The 15,411-nt window shown below is 59.9% G+C and carries 18 protein-coding genes; 13 read left to right on the forward strand and 5 right to left on the reverse strand.

Annotated features, from left to right (window positions below; genetic code table 11):
* The first annotated feature begins 91 nt into the window (after positions 1–91).
* The 6 genes from cyoB (at position 92) to Q0Y02_RS15055 (ending at position 5,896) form a co-directional block, all read left to right on the forward strand.
* Positions 92–2,092 carry a cytochrome o ubiquinol oxidase subunit I gene (cyoB, locus tag Q0Y02_RS15030; RefSeq protein ID WP_297770218.1) on the forward strand — a complete coding sequence of 667 codons (2,001 nt, stop codon included), beginning with the start codon at positions 92–94 and terminating at the stop codon, positions 2,090–2,092.
* Positions 2,085–2,720, forward strand: coding sequence for a cytochrome o ubiquinol oxidase subunit III (cyoC, locus tag Q0Y02_RS15035; RefSeq protein ID WP_297770221.1), 636 nt, complete (start codon positions 2,085–2,087; stop codon positions 2,718–2,720). The genes cyoB and cyoC overlap by 8 nt, the downstream gene beginning before the upstream one ends.
* The gene (cyoD, locus tag Q0Y02_RS15040) at positions 2,717–3,073 is read left to right on the forward strand and encodes a cytochrome o ubiquinol oxidase subunit IV (RefSeq protein WP_297770224.1); all 357 of its coding nucleotides are present in this window, start codon (positions 2,717–2,719) and stop codon (positions 3,071–3,073) included. The genes cyoC and cyoD overlap by 4 nt, the downstream gene beginning before the upstream one ends.
* Positions 3,074–3,184: 111 nt before the next feature.
* The gene (locus Q0Y02_RS15045; protein WP_297770226.1) at positions 3,185–3,895 is read left to right on the forward strand and encodes an SURF1 family protein; all 711 of its coding nucleotides are present in this window, start codon (positions 3,185–3,187) and stop codon (positions 3,893–3,895) included.
* Between the two features lie 117 nt (positions 3,896–4,012).
* Entirely contained in the window at positions 4,013–5,341 is a 1,329-nt protein-coding gene (locus Q0Y02_RS15050; protein ID WP_297770228.1) for an ATP-binding protein, read from the forward strand.
* A 3-nt stretch (positions 5,342–5,344) separates the two neighbouring features.
* Positions 5,345–5,896 carry a response regulator transcription factor gene (locus tag Q0Y02_RS15055; protein WP_297770230.1) on the forward strand — a complete coding sequence of 184 codons (552 nt, stop codon included), beginning with the start codon at positions 5,345–5,347 and terminating at the stop codon, positions 5,894–5,896.
* A gap of 84 nt (positions 5,897–5,980) precedes the next feature.
* Here the strand turns inward: Q0Y02_RS15055 and Q0Y02_RS15060 are convergent, their stop codons facing one another.
* Genes Q0Y02_RS15060 through Q0Y02_RS15070 form a run of 3 tightly spaced genes read right to left on the reverse strand, consistent with a single transcriptional unit; the run spans position 5,981 to position 7,340 of the window.
* Complete coding sequence (locus tag Q0Y02_RS15060; RefSeq protein WP_297770232.1) at positions 5,981–6,322, reverse strand: DUF3301 domain-containing protein; 342 nt, start codon at positions 6,320–6,322, stop codon at positions 5,981–5,983.
* Entirely contained in the window at positions 6,319–6,885 is a 567-nt protein-coding gene (locus Q0Y02_RS15065) for a DUF1415 domain-containing protein (RefSeq protein ID WP_297770235.1), read from the reverse strand. The genes Q0Y02_RS15060 and Q0Y02_RS15065 overlap by 4 nt, the downstream gene beginning before the upstream one ends.
* A complete protein-coding gene (locus Q0Y02_RS15070; RefSeq protein ID WP_297770239.1) occupies positions 6,882–7,340 on the reverse strand; it encodes an MOSC domain-containing protein in 459 nt (152 codons plus the stop codon). The genes Q0Y02_RS15065 and Q0Y02_RS15070 overlap by 4 nt, the downstream gene beginning before the upstream one ends.
* 354 nt (positions 7,341–7,694) lie before the next feature.
* On the opposite strand from Q0Y02_RS15070, the gene trpE reads away from it, so the two are divergent.
* The 5 genes from trpE to Q0Y02_RS15095 all read left to right on the forward strand — a co-directional run bounded on the left by trpE (position 7,695) and on the right by Q0Y02_RS15095 (position 12,066).
* On the forward strand, positions 7,695–9,188 hold the full coding sequence (gene trpE / locus Q0Y02_RS15075) for an anthranilate synthase component I (protein WP_297770243.1): 1,494 nt from the start codon (positions 7,695–7,697) through the stop codon (positions 9,186–9,188).
* Positions 9,188–9,790 carry an aminodeoxychorismate/anthranilate synthase component II gene (locus Q0Y02_RS15080; RefSeq protein ID WP_035250222.1) on the forward strand — a complete coding sequence of 201 codons (603 nt, stop codon included), beginning with the start codon at positions 9,188–9,190 and terminating at the stop codon, positions 9,788–9,790. Before trpE ends, Q0Y02_RS15080 begins: the two co-directional genes overlap by 1 nt.
* Positions 9,787–10,830 (forward strand): anthranilate phosphoribosyltransferase, encoded by a 1,044-nt coding sequence (trpD, locus tag Q0Y02_RS15085; protein WP_297770248.1) that lies wholly within the window; start codon positions 9,787–9,789, stop codon positions 10,828–10,830. Before Q0Y02_RS15080 ends, trpD begins: the two co-directional genes overlap by 4 nt.
* Before the next feature lie 14 nt (positions 10,831–10,844).
* Positions 10,845–11,639 (forward strand): indole-3-glycerol phosphate synthase TrpC, encoded by a 795-nt coding sequence (gene trpC, locus Q0Y02_RS15090; RefSeq protein WP_297770251.1) that lies wholly within the window; start codon positions 10,845–10,847, stop codon positions 11,637–11,639.
* A gap of 127 nt (positions 11,640–11,766) precedes the next feature.
* Complete coding sequence (locus Q0Y02_RS15095) at positions 11,767–12,066, forward strand: isochorismate lyase (protein ID WP_297770253.1); 300 nt, start codon at positions 11,767–11,769, stop codon at positions 12,064–12,066.
* A gap of 166 nt (positions 12,067–12,232) precedes the next feature.
* Here Q0Y02_RS15095 and crp read toward each other — a convergent pair whose 3' ends face one another.
* Complete coding sequence (gene crp / locus Q0Y02_RS15100) at positions 12,233–12,862, reverse strand: cAMP-activated global transcriptional regulator CRP (RefSeq protein ID WP_035250214.1); 630 nt, start codon at positions 12,860–12,862, stop codon at positions 12,233–12,235.
* A gap of 300 nt (positions 12,863–13,162) precedes the next feature.
* Between crp and Q0Y02_RS15105 the strand changes: the two genes are divergently transcribed.
* A complete protein-coding gene (locus Q0Y02_RS15105; protein ID WP_290539253.1) occupies positions 13,163–13,588 on the forward strand; it encodes an OsmC family protein in 426 nt (141 codons plus the stop codon).
* A gap of 155 nt (positions 13,589–13,743) precedes the next feature.
* The gene (gene speD, locus Q0Y02_RS15110; RefSeq protein ID WP_198030678.1) at positions 13,744–14,526 is read left to right on the forward strand and encodes an adenosylmethionine decarboxylase; all 783 of its coding nucleotides are present in this window, start codon (positions 13,744–13,746) and stop codon (positions 14,524–14,526) included.
* 166 nt (positions 14,527–14,692) lie between these two features.
* Here speD and coq7 read toward each other — a convergent pair whose 3' ends face one another.
* On the reverse strand, positions 14,693–15,352 hold the full coding sequence (gene coq7, locus Q0Y02_RS15115) for a 2-polyprenyl-3-methyl-6-methoxy-1,4-benzoquinone monooxygenase (RefSeq protein WP_297770263.1): 660 nt from the start codon (positions 15,350–15,352) through the stop codon (positions 14,693–14,695).
* Positions 15,353–15,411 lie beyond the last annotated feature (59 nt).

The raw sequence follows: 15,411 nt of genomic DNA on the forward strand, positions 1-15,411 counted from the left end.
CCCTTCGGGCCAGCCTGCGGCTGTTCTGCGCTGCGCTGGTCCCCCAAAGGGAGAGGGGAGCAAACAAAAATTGTCGTAGCAGGTGTCGCCCATGTTTGAAAACCTGGACCTGACCAAACTCATTTTCGGACGTCTCACCTGGGACGCGATTCCGTTCCATGATCCGATCATTCTGGCTACCTTCGCCGTGGTGGCAGTGGGTGGCGTGGCCATGCTGGTGGCGCTGACTCGCTACAAGCTGTGGGGGTATCTGTGGACCGAGTGGTTCACCTCCATCGACCACAAGAAGATCGGCATCATGTACATCATCCTGGGGTTGGTGATGCTGCTGCGCGGTTTCGCCGATGCCATCATGATGCGCCTGCAGCAGGCCTTCGCCTTCGGCGACAACATGGGCTATCTGCCACCGGATCACTACGACCAGATCTTCACCGCCCACGGCGTGATCATGATTTTCTTCGTGGCCATGCCGCTGGTGACCGGGATCATGAACTACCTGATCCCGTTGCAGATCGGCACCCGTGATGTGGCCTTCCCGTTCCTGAACAACTTCAGCTTCTGGATGACCGCCGGTGGCGCCGCGCTGATGATGGTGTCCCTGTTCGTGGGCGAGTTCGCCAAGACCGGCTGGCTGGCCTATCCGCCACTATCGGGGATATTGCAGAGTCCCGGGGTGGGGGTGGATTACTACATCTGGTCGTTGCAGATCGCCGGGGTGGGTACGCTGCTATCGGGGATCAACCTGCTGGTGACCATCGTCAAGATGCGTGCCCCGGGCATGAGCCTGATGAAGATGCCGGTGTTCACCTGGACCTCCCTGTGCACCAACGTGTTGATCGTGGCGGCCTTCCCGGTGCTGACCGCCGTGCTGGGCATGCTGACCCTGGATCGTTATCTGGGCACCGCCTTCTTCACCAACGACATGGGCGGCAACGCCATGATGTACGTGAACCTGATCTGGATCTGGGGTCACCCGGAGGTGTACATCCTGATCCTGCCGGTGTTCGGTATCTTCTCCGAGATCGTGGCCACCTACAGCCGCAAGCCGCTGTTCGGGTACACCTCCATGGTCTACGCCACCGTGGTGATTACCGTGCTGTCCTACCTGGTATGGCTGCACCACTTCTTCACCATGGGCTCGGGGGCCAGCGTGAACTCGTTCTTCGGGATCACCACCATGATTATCTCGATACCGACAGGGGCGAAGATCTTCAACTGGCTGTTCACCATGTTCCGTGGCCGCATCAAGTTCGATGTGCCCATGCTGTGGACCCTGGGCTTCATGGTCACCTTCGTGATCGGTGGCATGACCGGGGTGTTGCTGGCGGTACCGCCGGTGGACTTCGTGCTGCATAACAGCCTGTTCCTGATCGCCCACTTCCATAACGTGATCATCGGTGGCGTGCTGTTCGGTCTGTTTGCCGGTATCACTTACTGGTTCCCGAAAGCCACCGGTTACAAGCTGGATGAGTTCTGGGGCAAGCTGTCGTTCTGGTTCTGGCTGATCGGTTTCTACTTCGCCTTCATGCCGCTGTACGTGCTCGGCCTGATGGGCGTGACCCGTCGTGTCAGCCACTTCGAGGATCAGTCCCTGCAGATCTGGTTCCAGATTGCCGCCTTCGGTGCGGTGCTGATTGCGGTGGGTATTGCGGCCTTCCTGATCCAGTTGATCGTCAGCTTCCGTCGCCGCGAAGCGCTGGCCGATGAGACCGGTGACCCGTGGGATGGCCGTACCCTGGAGTGGTCTACTTCCTCGCCGCCGCCGCCTTACAACTTTGCCTTCACTCCGCGTGTGCACGATCTGGACGCCTGGTGGCAGATGAAACAGCACGGCTTCAAGCGCCCGGAATCCGGCTTTATCCCGATTCACATGCCCAAGGGCACCTGGGCAGGCATCGTGCTGTCGGCGATCAGCGTGGCCTGTGGCTTCGCCCTGATCTGGCACATGTGGCTGGCGGCAGCGGTGACCTTCGTGGCACTGATCGGCACCGCCATCTACCACACCTTCAATTACGACCGTGACTACTACATCCCCGCTGAGGAAGTAGAACGGATTGAAGCCGAACGAACCAAGGTGCTTGCCAATGTCTGAAGCAACCATGACCGCTGACGTGAAAACGCAGGATGGCCAGCTGGAGTTTCTGGTGAAGGGGGATCACCACCCCCAGAACGGTACCCTGCTGGGCTTCTGGCTCTACCTGATGAGCGACTGCCTGATCTTCGCTGCCCTGTTCGCCACCTACGGTGTGTTGGCGCGCAGCTATGCGGGCGGGCCCACCGGCATGGAAGTGTTCGATCTGTCCCTGGTGGCGATCAACACCTCGTTCCTGCTGTTGTCCTCCATCACTTATGGCTTTGCCATGCTGCAGATGCAGGCCAACCGCCTGAAGGGCACCCTGTTCTGGCTGGCGATCACCGCCCTGCTGGGCGCGGCCTTCCTGGGGCTGGAGCTGTACGAGTTCTATCACCTGATCCACATCGGTGCGACGCCGCAGACCAGCGGCTTCCTCACCGCCTTCTTCGCCCTGGTGGGCACCCACGGCCTGCACGTGCTGTTTGGCATCGTCTGGCTGGTGACCCTGTTGTTCCAGCTGAAGAAGCACGGCCTGATCCCTGCCAACAAGCGTCGGGTGTTCTGTCTGTCCATGTTCTGGCACTTCCTGGACGTGGTCTGGGTGGGTGTCTTTACCTATGTCTATCTGATGGGAGTGCTGCCATGAGTGAGCATACACACGACCACGATCACCACGAGGCGGAAGGCCCCCACGTTAGCCTGAAGGAATACGTGATCGGCTTTGTGCTGGCGGTGATTCTTACCGTGATCCCGTTCTGGCTGGTGATGGGCAATGTCTTCGAAAGCTCCACCACCACAGCGCTGCTGATCCTGCCCTTCATGGTGGTGCAGATCGTTGTCCACATGGTGTTTTTCCTGCACATGAACTTCCATTCGGAAGGGGGCTGGAACATGCTGGCACTGATCTTCACCCTGGTGCTGGTGTTTATCACCCTGGCCGGTTCCCTGTGGGTGATGATCAGCCTGAACAACAACATGATGCCGGGCATGATGGGGTAACACCTCAGTCTCCCTGCAGGAGCTTGCCTGCCAGCGAATTCGACCTCGAAAAGAGGCTGGGTTTGCTGGCAGACGCCTCCTGCTCTCTCCTTCGTTTGAAGAGGCATAGCAATGGCTCGTCGGCGTCTTCTTTCATTCCTGTTTCTGCTGTTTTGTCTGGCGGCCTTTGCCGGCTTTATTGCCCTGGGCGTCTGGCAGGTGCAGCGCCTGGCCTGGAAAGAGGATCTCATCGCCCGGGTGGATGCCCGCGTCCATGCGCTACCGGTAGACGCGCCCGGGCAGGGTGACTGGTCCGCCGTCAATAAAGCCTCCCATGAATATCTGCGTGTTCAGCTAACGGGGGAGTATCTGCCCGAAGGAATCTCCCTGGTGACCGCAGCCACGGAGGAGGGCCAGGGCTACTGGGTGATGACGCCGTTGCAGCGGACGGATGGCAGCTGGGTCTACATCAACCGGGGGTTCGTGCCCCAGGCCGAGCGGGTGCAAGCCAGTCGGGGAGATTTTACCCCGCACGGTGAGGTCTCGGTGGCCGGCTTGCTGCGCCTCAACGAACCGGGCGGTGGCCTGTTGCGGGACAATGTGCCCGCTGAACACCGCTGGTATTCTCGGGATGTACTGGCCATGGGAGAACGGCACGGGCTGGTACCGGTGGCACCCTTCTTTATCGATGCGGAGGCCAGCGACCAACCCGGACCGATTGGTGGGCTGACCGTAATCCGTTTCCCCAATAATCACTTGGTTTACGCCATCACCTGGTTTGCCCTGGCGCTGGGTGTGATGCTGGCGGCCTGGCTGGTGATACGCGAACAGCGCAAGCGCTGAAGCCGTTTTTTGTAGGAGCTGTGCTTGCATGGCGAACCCGCCCTCGCCCAGGCGGCCATCATGCCCGGTCCATAACCTCCTCACACCTTCACGCCGAAGTCGGTAAACTGACTCGCCATGGAAAAACTGACAATGACAGCTCCCGCCGGCACCCCGCCCCTGGCGGCCATCCGCCGTTCCAGTGAAGATGTGGCCGGCCGCAAGAACCTGCAGCTGCTGATTCAGCTGCGCTGGATCGCCATGGGCGGTCAGCTGGCCACCATCCTTCTGGTGCACTTTGGTTTCGGCATCACCCTGCCCCTGGGGCAGATGCTGGTGGTGCTGTTTGGTTTGCTGTTGCTCAACGCGGTCAGTCTGCTGCGCCTCAAGCTGCCGAAAAGCATCGGCAATACCGAGCTGTTTCTGTCGCTGCTGATTGATGTGGCGACGCTGACCATCCTGCTGTATCTCAGTGGCGGGGCCACCAACCCCTTTGTGTTTCTTTACCTGTTGCAGGTGATTCTTGGTGCCGTGCTGCTCAAGGTGTGGTCCACCTGGGTGATCCTGATTACCACCACCCTGTGTTTTGCCTGGTTGGCCTGGTCGGGCAAGCCGCTGCCGCTGCCGCTGGATCATTCAAAAGGGCTGTTCAGTCTCTATATCGAAGGGATGATCATCTGCTTTGTGCTCAACGGGGTGCTGCTGGTGATCTTTATCAACCGTATTACCCGCAATCGCCGCCAGCGCGACGAGCATCTGGCGGAGTTGCGCCAGCGCGCCGCTGAGGAAGAGCACATTGTGCGTATGGGGCTGCTGGCCTCCGGTGCCGCCCACGAGCTGGGCACACCGCTGGCGACCCTGTCGGTGATTCTCGGTGACTGGCGGCACATGGAACCGTTCAAATCCGACCGGGACATGGCCCAGGAAATTGGCGAAATGCAGACTCAGGTGCTGCGCTGTAAATCCATTGTCAGTGGCATTCTGTTGTCCGCCGGTGAGGCCCGTGGAGAATCCTCCGAGGAAACCACCGCCCGGGAATTCCTGGATGACCTGGTCACCGAATGGCGAGAAACCCGGCCAGTAAAAGACTTTATCTACCGCAATGACTTCGGTCAGGACCTGAGCATCGTTTCCGATTCGGCCCTGAAGCAAAGTATTCATAACGTGCTGGACAATGCCCTGGAGGCATCCCCGCAATGGCTGCGTCTGGATGTGCACCGTGACGACGACACCCTGGTGATCTCGGTGACCGACCGAGGTCCTGGCTTCCCGCCGGCCATGCTGGAAAGCCTGGGGCGGCCCTACCAATCCAGTAAGGGACGATCGGGCAGTGGGCTGGGCCTGTTCCTGGTGATGAATGTGCTGCGCACCCTGGGCGGCAACCTGCGCGCCCGCAATCTGGTCCAGGGCGGTGCCGTGGTAATGCTGTCGTTGCCCCTGTCCGCAGTCATCCTGGAAGAGGAATAAGTTGTGAGTGATGTTGATCAACAGACAGAGCGGTTGCTGCTGATCGTGGAAGATGACGAGGCATTCGCCCGTACCCTCAGCCGTTCCTTTGAGCGACGAGGCTATACGGTGATCCATGCTGCCGGCATGGAAGAAATGGATGCCCTGCTGGCAAACCATGATCCGGGTTACGCGGTGGTCGACCTGAAGCTGAAAGGAGAGGCCTCCGGTTTGGCCTGTGTCCAGAGTCTGCACGAGCACAATGAAGATATGCTGATCGTGGTGCTCACCGGCTACGCCAGTATTGCCACGGCGGTGGAAGCGGTGAAGCTGGGGGCCTGTCATTACCTGGCCAAACCCTCCAACACCGATGACATTGAAGCCGCCTTCCTGCGTGCCGAGGGCGACGTGGATGTGGCCCTCACCGCCCGGGAAACCGATCTGAAAACCCTGGAGTGGGAACGCATTCACGAAACCCTGGCAGAGACCGGCTTCAATATCTCCGAAACCGCCAGACGTCTTGGCATGCACCGCCGCACCCTGGCCAGGAAGCTGGGCAAGCAGCGCGTTAAATAACCTCGAAGTTCTCAACAACGCCGCGTAGGAGCGACGCTGGCGGCGCGATAGCCACCATATGGAATCGCGCCGCTACAGTACGGCTCAGTGCAGCTGTTCCGGGTCCGGGGTGTAGCGGTGGGGCGGCAGCTCGACCCGCTGCACGTGGCCGCCCTGCACATAGGTGTGGCCGGGGTAGCGCTCGCCGCCGGTGACGGTGAATTCGAAGCGGTAGATGCGTGTTATGCGCCGTTTGCCGTGGCGGTCTTTCATCAGCGCCAGTTTTTCCAGCCCTACGGTATCATCCAGAAACTCCACCTCTTCCCGTTGGCAAAATCGCCGGGTGTAGATCAGTGCTCGTTCGCGGATGCCGTGGGAGCGCCAGAACAGGGCGGCAATCACCACCACTGCTGTGACCAGGCCGATGTCGGTCAGATCCAGATTCATGGAGTTTTCCCTGTCAGATTGCTGAACAGGCTGCGCCACTGGTCGTCACTGAGGCCGTTGAGAGTGGCGATGTTGCGCTCGGGGATCTGTTCCGGGTCCGGGTAGCTGGCCAGGCCCCGGTCCAGGCTGGCTTCACGGAGGATATGCAGGATCGGGTAGGGGGCCCGGTTGGTGAAGTTCTCGCGGTCGTCCACCTGCGTATCGGCAAACTGATAGGCCGGATGGAAACTGGCAATCTGATAGGTGCCTTCCCAGCCTTGCTGTTCCAGCAAGCCATCGGCCAGATCGAGCATGTCGTTATAGTCGAGAAAATCCTCCAGCTGATCGGGAATGATCAGCAGGGTGGTGTCGATTTGCTCGGCAGGGGTGTTATCCAGCCGCACCAGCTCGTCATACAAATCCACCAGCAGGGTTTCCACATTGCGGCTGTCGCTGACGGCAAAGTGAACCTGACCGGCACCGAGAGGCTTGCGGGCAAAGGGGCACAGGTTGAGGCCGACGACGACCTGCTCCAGCCACTGGCGGGTGGTGCTGATAACGGTTTGCGGTGTAGTGGTATTCATGGGGTCTCAGTCTTGATGCTGTCGCCCACGCGAACCACGCCGCTGGACAGGATTTCACAACGCAGGCCGCCCCGGCCCAGCAGGGCCTTGACCACCTGAGGGGGTGTCAGGTCGCCGGCCAGCAATTTGCCCACCACGGAGCAGGGCTCGCACAATTCGATGCCGCGCAGGCGGATGTTGCCGAGCAGAAATTCCCGGCCCTCCAGGGCATTCAGGTCGACTCCCTCGGTGAGGACATTGCGGCGCAGGGTGTGTGATTCAACCTGCTGCTGATAATCCCGGTTGAAGGCGGCGATGGCTTCGGATTCGATCAGGGTAATCTGTTCGGCGGGTTTTGCATTGCGTTTGTAATGACGGTCGCCAACGATGCCGCACCCGGCACGTAGCTGCACAGCGGGCTGGCTTTCCACAGGGCCGCGGGATTCGCTGGCAGTGTAAAGGGCGAGGATTTTCATGGGGCTCCTGGATTGACGCCGGACGCTGGATGCCAAGTATAGATCGAGGCGCCAGTTTAGCAGTTTCCTCCGGGTTTTCAGCGTCTGGGGTAGCGCGTCTGGCGTCCGGCGTTCTCATTAGCTAGAATTCCCCCAATCTTCACGTTTGAGAAAGGACGTCCCCCTTGGACCGTGCCCTGATCAACAGCTTTGCCTTCCTCTCCGCACCCGCCAGCTGGCGATGGTGACGCTCCCTCTGTGCCGGTGTTGAACGCTTGCACGGACACGCCCTTTTTGCCTTGTTTTTCCTCTACAATTGTTGCACTTGTCGGCCTGTGCGTTTGAATGGCCGAGCGAAGACCAATAGGGACAACCATGTCACAACAGCAACTGGATCGTTATGCCCGAGAGGGCTATACCCGGGTGCCGCTGGTACGCGAGGTGCTGGCGGATCTGGATACGCCGCTGACCGCCTACCGCAAGCTTGCCCAGGGGCCTTACAGCTACCTGTTTGAATCCGTTCAGGGCGGCGAGCGCTGGGGCCGTTATTCCATTCTCGGGCTGCCGGCCACGGAAGTGATCCGCATCACTGGCCAGGCCGTTACTGTCAGTAATGAACAGGGCGAAACCACCACCGAGGTGGCTGACCCGATCCAGTGGATTGAAGACTACCGTCAGCAGTACCGCTCCCCGGAAATCCCCGGGCTGCCCCGTTTTAACGGCGGCCTGGTGGGCTACTTCGGTTACGACAGCGTACGTTATTTCGAGCCCCGGCTGGGCCCGGCGCCCGGCGAGGATGTGCTCGGCGTGCCGGATATTCTGCTGATGCGCTCCGAAGAAGTGGTGGTGTTCGATAACCTGCGTGGAGCTTTGTTCCTGGTGGTGCATGTGGACCCCCGTGAAACCGATGCCGGCGAGCAGGCGGCGCAGCGCCTGGATGAGCTGCAGGCGCTGCTGCGTGCGCCCCTGCCGGAGCCGGAGCATACCGTTTACGGCGAGCCGGTGGACGAGAGCGATTTCCGCAGCGAGTTTCCGGAGGAGCAATTCAAGGCCGGGGTGGAAAAGGTGCGCGAGTACATTCTCGCCGGGGATGTGATGCAGGTGGTGCCGGCCCAGCGCATGAGCTGCCCCTTCAAGGCGCCGGCGCTGGATCTGTACCGGGCGCTGCGTTACCTGAACCCGTCGCCTTACATGTTTTATCTGGATCTGGGGGACTTCCATATCGCTGGCTCCTCCCCGGAAATTCTCACCCGGGCAGAGCAGGGCGCCGTCACCGTGCGACCCATCGCCGGTACCCGCAAGCGCGGTGCCAATGCCGAGGAAGACCAGGCCCTGGAAGCAGACCTGCTGGCCGACCCCAAGGAAATCGCCGAGCACCTGATGCTCATCGACCTGGGCCGCAACGATGTGGGCCGGGTGGCCAAGCCCGGCAAGGTCACGCTCACCGACAAGATGGTGGTGGAGCGTTACTCCCACGTCATGCATATCGTCTCCAATGTGGAAGGCGAATTGCGCGACGGCCTGGGGCCATTGGACGTGCTGCGCGCTACCTTCCCGGCGGGCACCTTGAGCGGCGCGCCGAAAATTCGTGCCATGGAAATCATCGACGAACTGGAGCCCACCAAGCGGGGCGTCTACGGCGGTGCTGTGGGCTATATCGGTTTCAACGGTGACATGGATACCGCCATCGCCATCCGTACCGCCGTGGTCAAGGATCAGCGCCTTTACGTGCAGGCCGGTGCCGGCATTGTTGCCGACTCTGTGCCCCAGTCCGAGTGGGACGAGACCATGAACAAGGCCCGGGCCGTGTTCCGGGCGGTGAATCTGGCACTGGGTGGTCTCAACCTGGCAGACGGAGGGCAGCGGTAATGCGTGTGCTGATGATCGACAACTACGACAGCTTTACCTACAACCTGGTGCAGTACCTGCAGGAGCTGGGCGCCGAGGTGCTGGTGCACCGCAATGACCAGATCTCCATCGACGAGATTGAAGCGCTGAATCCGGACCGGCTGATGATTTCTCCGGGCCCCTGTACGCCCAACGAGGCGGGCATCTCCATTGCTGCCATTCAGCACTTTGCCGGCAAGCTGCCGATTCTCGGGGTCTGTCTGGGCCATCAGAGTATCGGCCAGGCCTTCGGTGGCAAGGTGGTGCGCGCCCGCCAGGTGATGCACGGCAAGACCTCACCGATCTACCACAGTGGCGTGGGTATTTTCCGCAACCTGCCGTCTCCCTACACGGCCACCCGTTACCACTCCCTGGTGGTGGAAAAGGACAGTCTGCCGGACTGCCTGGAAATGACCGCCTGGACCTGCAACGAGGACGGCAGTGTGGACGAGGTGATGGGCATGCGGCACAAAACCCTGCCCATCGAAGGGGTGCAATATCACCCCGAGTCCATTTTGAGTGAGCACGGCCACGCCCTGCTCGAGAACTTTCTGAACAACGAACAACAAGGGGACGCCGCATGAATATCCAGCAGGCCCTGGCCAAGGTGGTCGAGCAGATCGACCTGAGCATCGAGGAAATGCAGGACGTGATGCGTCAGATCATGACCGGCGGCGCTACTGACGCCCAGATCGGCGGCTTCCTGGTAGCCCTGCGCATGAAGAGCGAATCCCTGGACGAGATCACCGGTGGCGTGCAGGTGATGCGCGAGCTGGTTACCGCCGTGCCGGTGCAGAACCGCCAGTATCTGGTGGATATCGTCGGCACCGGTGGCGACGGCGCCAACCTGTTCAATGTGTCCTCTGCCAGCGCCTTTGTGGCGGCGGCGGCCGGGGCCCGGGTTGCCAAGCATGGTGGCCGGTCGGTGAGCTCCAAAAGCGGCTCGGCGGATCTGCTGGAAACCGCTGGCATCGCCCTGGACCTGACCCCGGAACAGATCGGCAGCTGCGTGGATAACGTGGGAGTGGGCTTCATGTTTGCCCCCAACCACCACAAGGCCATGAAATACGCGGTGGGCCCGCGCAAGGAACTGGGTATGCGCACCCTGTTCAATATTCTCGGCCCCATGACCAACCCGGCCGGCGTGCAGCGTCTGGTCGTGGGGGTCTTCTCCGAGAAGCTGTGCCGCCCCATGGCGGAGGTGATGGGCCGACTGGGCGCCGAGCACGTGATGGTGGTGCATAGCCGGGATGGCCTGGACGAGATCAGCCTGGCCACCCGTACCCATGTGGCGGAATGCCGTAACGGGGAAATCAGCGAATACGAGGTGACGCCGGAAGACCTGGGGCTGGACTCCGATTCACTGGTCGGCCTGGATGTGACCGACTCCGACGCCTCCCTGGCCCTGATTCGCGATGCCTTCGGCAAACGCAGCAGTGACGCGGCCCGCAAGGCAGCGGACATGATTGCCCTGAACGCGGGGGCGGCTATCTATGTGAGCGGTATTACCCGGACTCACAAAGAAGGGGTACGAATGGCCGAAGACCTGATACACAATGGAGAGGCAGCAGAGCGCATGCGTGAGCTGGCTCAATACAGCACGGCCCTCACCGCTGCGGACTGATAAGGAGAGCGGTTATGAGCACAGGCACCATTCTCGACAAGATCATTGCGCGCAAGCAGGAAGAAATTGCGGTCGGCAAGAACAACTACACCCTGGGTGAGCTGGAGGCCATGGCCGCCAACGAGCGCAAGGCCAGAGGGTTCATTTCCAGCCTGTTCGACCGGGTGCGTGACCACCAACCGGCAGTGATCGCCGAAATCAAGAAAGCCTCTCCCAGCAAGGGCGTGATCCGGGACGATTTCGACCCGGTGGAGATTGCCCGCAGCTACGAGAAAAACGGCGCGGCCTGTCTGTCGGTACTCACCGACAAGGACTTCTTTCAGGGTGACGAGCATTACCTGCGTGCGGCGCGCAACGCGGTCAATCTGCCGGTGCTGCGCAAGGACTTCATGATCGACCCCTGGCAGATCTTCGAGTCCCGGGCCATGGGTGCCGACGCCATTCTGCTGATCGCGGCGGCCTTGTCGGATGAGCAGATGAACGAACTCTACCACGCCGCCCAGCAGGCTGGCTGCGATGTGCTGGTGGAAGTGCATACCGAGGAAGAGCTGGAGCGGGCGGTGAATCTCAACGCCGAGCTGATCGGCATCAACAACCGCAACCTGCATACCTTCGAGACCAGCCTGAACACCACCCTGACGCTGGCGGAAAAGGTCCCCGGCGACCGTATGATTGTCACCGAAAGCGGTATCCACACCTCGGAAGACGTGAAGCTGATGCGCAAGAACGGCATCAATGCGTTCCTGGTGGGCGAGGCCTTTATGCGGGCGGAGGATCCGGGGGCGGCGCTGAAGGCGCTGTTTTTTTAGTTAACAGTTAATAGTGAATAGTTAATAGCTGCGCGGGGAAGGTTGGTGCCGCGCAGAGAATGTTTGAGGCCGCGCCCATGAAGTGGGGGCGGCTTCGTTCGTTTTAATGCGAAAACAGGGAGTTTGAATGACAGGAAAGTCACCAGAGGAATGTCTTGGCATGGAGGACATCCGTGCCGAAATCGACTGTCGCGACAGGCAAATCATTGCACTTCTGGGCGAAAGGGCCGGGTATGTCCATGCTGCCGCAGCGTTCAAAACCAGCGAAGACGGTGTGCGTGCGCCGGCGCGTTTCAAAGCCATGCTAGAAACACGGCGCGACTGGGCGGAGCAGGAAGGGCTGGATGCGGATATGGTCGAGAAGCTTTACCGTGATCTGGTGGAGCACTTTATCCAGCGGGAGATGGCAGCGTTCAAGAGTAGTTAACAGTTAATAGTGAACAGTTAACAGCGCCGCGGACCAGGTTGTTCTGTCGTTAAACGCAAGAGGCCGCGCCCATCATCTGGGCGCGGCCTCTTTGCTTTCAGTCACTCATGCGCTGAACGCGCAGCTGTTAACTGTTCACTATTAACTATTAACTATTAACTGCTTTTTACCGCGTTCCGTAAACCACCATCGTCTTACCCTTAACAGACACCAGCCCCTGTTCTTCCAGGTTCTTCAGTACCCGGCCGACCATTTCCCGGGAGCAGCCGACGATGCGGCCGATTTCCTGGCGGGTTACCTTGATCTGCATACCGTCCGGGTGGGTCATGGCGTCGGGCTGCTTGCACAGGTCCAGCAGGGTGCCGGCCACGCGGCCAGTCACATCCAGGAAGGCCAGATCCCCTACCTTGCGAGTAGTGGCGCGCAGGCGACCGGCGATCTGGGCGGAGACGGCGAACAGGATGTCGGCGTCTTCCCGGGCCAGTTGCTTGAATTTGCCGTAGCTGACTTCGGCGACTTCGCACTCAGTCTTTGCCTTTACCCAGGCGGAGCGTGACGGGTCGTTCTCGAACAACCCCATTTCACCGAAGAAATCCCCTTCATTCAGGTACGCCATGATCATTTCGCGACCATCGTCGTCTTCGATCATGACTGTCACGGAGCCCTTCAAAATATAGTAAAGCGCATCCGATTCATCACCCGCATAAATGATGGTGCTCTTCGCCGGGTACTTGCGGCGATGGCAGTGGGCCAGAAACTGGTCCAGATTTGGAATAATTTTGTTGCCGTCAGTCATGGGTGCTCAATATTAAGCCAGAAAAATGTCTTAGCTGGTAAGCGTAAGGATATTGCCTGTTTTTATCATTGATGCCAAGGGAACTGGCTCTCACTCTCAATTTTCACAGGCTAAACGGTGCCTTACGGCTGACCGGCACCGGCTCGGGAGAGCCCTGGAAGGCCTGCCCGGTGGCAAAATTATCTGCCATCCGGGGCTGTCAGGGGGGTGGCGGCGCCCCCGCGCTATGGTACTCTGCGCCCCCTTTCGGGGCTGGATAGAAGCAGCCTGGAGCGGTGACTGGAACCTGGGAGATCCCCCATGAAAGCAGTGGTTAAATGGCAGGGCGAAGCCTGCTATGAAGCGCAGACAGAAAGCGGCCATACGGTGCTCATGGATGGTCCGCCGGATCACGGTGGTCAGAACCGGGGACCGCGTCCCATGGAGACCCTGTTGCTGGGTGTCGGCGGTTGCTCCTCCTTTGATGTGGTGCATATCCTCAAGAAGTCCCGCCAAGACGTGACGGACTGTCGCTGTGAGCTGACCGCGGAGCGTGCCGATGAGGTGCCGGCGGTATTCAGCAAGATTCATCTGCACTTCATCGTCAGCGGTAATAACCTGAAAGAAACCCAGGTGAAGCGGGCGGTGGAGCTGTCGGCGGAGAAATATTGCTCGGCCAGCATTATGCTGACCCGAGGTGGTGTTGAGATCACCCATAGTTATACCATTGAGGGTCAGGAAGCTTGATTCCTGCCCGGTCAACGGTCCGGCGCAAGCCGGAGGCAAGCTGAGGCCCTGAGGTCTCGCAAACAGGTAGCCGCAGAGTCTGCGGTGGTGTGTTGGTTTTATTGTGGCGATGACGCCTACGGGGTACAGCTGTGGTGAAAGATCCCAATCCCAAGATTACGGTTCATGGTTTCAACAACCTGACCAAATCCTTGAGCTTCAATATTTTCGATATCGCCTATGCGAAGACGGAACAGCATCGCAAGGAGTACATCGAGTATATTGACGAGCTGTATAATGCCGAGCGTCTCACCGAGATTCTCACCAACGTGACCAAGATCATCGGCGCCAACGTGCTCAACGTGGCTCGCCAGGATTACGATCCCCAGGGCGCCAGCGTGACCATGCTGATTGCCGAGCATGAGAGTCCGCCGGATGGCACTGACTGGGATGAAGAAGCGCCTGGCCCGCTGCCGGACTCCGTGGTGGCGCATCTGGACAAGAGCCATGTAACGGTGCACACCTACCCGGAATCCCACCCGGATAACGGTATCTCCACCTTCCGGGTGGACGTGGATGTGTCCACCTGTGGGGTGATTTCACCGCTGCGGGCGCTGAATTACCTGATCCACAGCTTCGATTCCGATATCGTCACTGTCGACTACCGGGTGCGGGGCATGACCCGGGATCTGGATGGCACCAAGCACTACATTGATCACGACATCAATTCGATCCAGAACTTCCTCACCGAAGACACCCAGAACGCCTATCAGATGATCGACGTGAATGTGTTCCAGGAGAACATCTTCCACACCAAGATGCTGCTCAAGGACTTCGACATCGACAACTATCTGTTCGGCGCTGGCAGCGACGAATTCGAGAAGGAAGAACTGGAGCAGATCGAGGAGCGCCTGCGCACCGAGATGCTGGAGATCTTCTACAGCCGGAATATGGGCTGAAGGGCAGTTGACAGTTGATAGTGGACAGTTGAAAGCTGCGCGTTAGAGCTTATCGCTATCCGGAAACGTAAGAGGCCGCGCCCAACACTTGGGCGCGGCCTCTTTGCTTTAATCAACTACCAACTTTTTCCGTGACGCTGTCAACTGTCCACTATCAACTGTCAACTCAGATCCTGTAGGTCGTAAACGTCATCACCTTGCTCATCAGTGTCATGGCGTGGCGCACTGGCGGGGGCAGGTCTGCGCCGCCGGCGTCTTTGGCGGTGACGGCGTGTTTGAGTTCGTCACTTTTCATCTGTTCCAGAATGGCGCGGGTACGCAGGTCGCTTTCCGGGACCTGGAACAGGTGGGCTTCCAGATGTTTGACCACCTGATTCTCCGTTTCCGATACAAAGCCCAGGCTCCAGCGGTCGCCGACCAGGCCGGCCGTGGCGCCGACCGCATAGCTCATGGCATAGAACAGCGGGTTAAGCTTGCTGGGTACACCGCCGAGCTCCTGAATGCGCTCCTCGCACCAGGCCAGGTGATCCTCTTCCTCACGGGCGGCTTCCTCCATGGCATGGCGCACATGGGGCAGGCTGGCGGTGCTGGCCTGGCCCTGATACAGCGCCTGGGCGCACACTTCACCGGTATGATTGATACGCATCAACCCCAGCACATGGCGGCGCTTATCGGTGGGCAGATTCCCGGCTTCCGGGCTATCCGGCGCCGCAGACGCATGGGCAGGTGCTCGCTCCGCCTGGATGGTGCCCGGCGTCAGTGTACGCAGGGCGTTATCGGCCCGGGCCAGCAGTTTGTCCAGCGGTGACAGTCGACGTTCGCTCATGGGGATCTTCCAAAACGGTTTGCTACGGCGCACATGGGGTGCAGGAAAACAGAGTGCTC

The sequence above is a fragment of the uncultured Alcanivorax sp. genome (genome assembly GCF_947258575.1).
In the GTDB taxonomy this organism is placed as follows: Bacteria; Pseudomonadota; Gammaproteobacteria; order Pseudomonadales; family Alcanivoracaceae; genus Alcanivorax.

Excerpts from the sequence above, each read along its gene's own strand:
- crp (WP_035250214.1), bottom strand. The coding sequence starts at position 12,862 with ATGACTGACGGCAACAAAATTATTCCAAATCTGGACCAGTTTCTGGCC.
- trpC (WP_297770251.1), top strand. The coding sequence starts at position 10,845 with ATGAGCACAGGCACCATTCTCGACAAGATCATTGCGCGCAAGCAGGAA.
- coq7 (WP_297770263.1), bottom strand. The coding sequence starts at position 15,352 with ATGAGCGAACGTCGACTGTCACCGCTGGACAAACTGCTGGCCCGGGCC.
- Q0Y02_RS15045 (WP_297770226.1), top strand. The coding sequence starts at position 3,185 with ATGGCTCGTCGGCGTCTTCTTTCATTCCTGTTTCTGCTGTTTTGTCTG.
- Q0Y02_RS15095 (WP_297770253.1), top strand. The coding sequence starts at position 11,767 with ATGACAGGAAAGTCACCAGAGGAATGTCTTGGCATGGAGGACATCCGT.
- Q0Y02_RS15065 (WP_297770235.1), bottom strand. The coding sequence starts at position 6,885 with ATGAATACCACTACACCGCAAACCGTTATCAGCACCACCCGCCAGTGG.
- cyoD (WP_297770224.1), top strand. The coding sequence starts at position 2,717 with ATGAGTGAGCATACACACGACCACGATCACCACGAGGCGGAAGGCCCC.
- trpD (WP_297770248.1), top strand. The coding sequence starts at position 9,787 with ATGAATATCCAGCAGGCCCTGGCCAAGGTGGTCGAGCAGATCGACCTG.
- cyoC (WP_297770221.1), top strand. The coding sequence starts at position 2,085 with ATGTCTGAAGCAACCATGACCGCTGACGTGAAAACGCAGGATGGCCAG.
- Q0Y02_RS15070 (WP_297770239.1), bottom strand. The coding sequence starts at position 7,340 with ATGAAAATCCTCGCCCTTTACACTGCCAGCGAATCCCGCGGCCCTGTG.
- Q0Y02_RS15105 (WP_290539253.1), top strand. The coding sequence starts at position 13,163 with ATGAAAGCAGTGGTTAAATGGCAGGGCGAAGCCTGCTATGAAGCGCAG.
- Q0Y02_RS15060 (WP_297770232.1), bottom strand. The coding sequence starts at position 6,322 with ATGAATCTGGATCTGACCGACATCGGCCTGGTCACAGCAGTGGTGGTG.
- Q0Y02_RS15080 (WP_035250222.1), top strand. The coding sequence starts at position 9,188 with ATGCGTGTGCTGATGATCGACAACTACGACAGCTTTACCTACAACCTG.
- trpE (WP_297770243.1), top strand. The coding sequence starts at position 7,695 with ATGTCACAACAGCAACTGGATCGTTATGCCCGAGAGGGCTATACCCGG.
- Q0Y02_RS15050 (WP_297770228.1), top strand. The coding sequence starts at position 4,013 with ATGGAAAAACTGACAATGACAGCTCCCGCCGGCACCCCGCCCCTGGCG.
- cyoB (WP_297770218.1), top strand. The coding sequence starts at position 92 with ATGTTTGAAAACCTGGACCTGACCAAACTCATTTTCGGACGTCTCACC.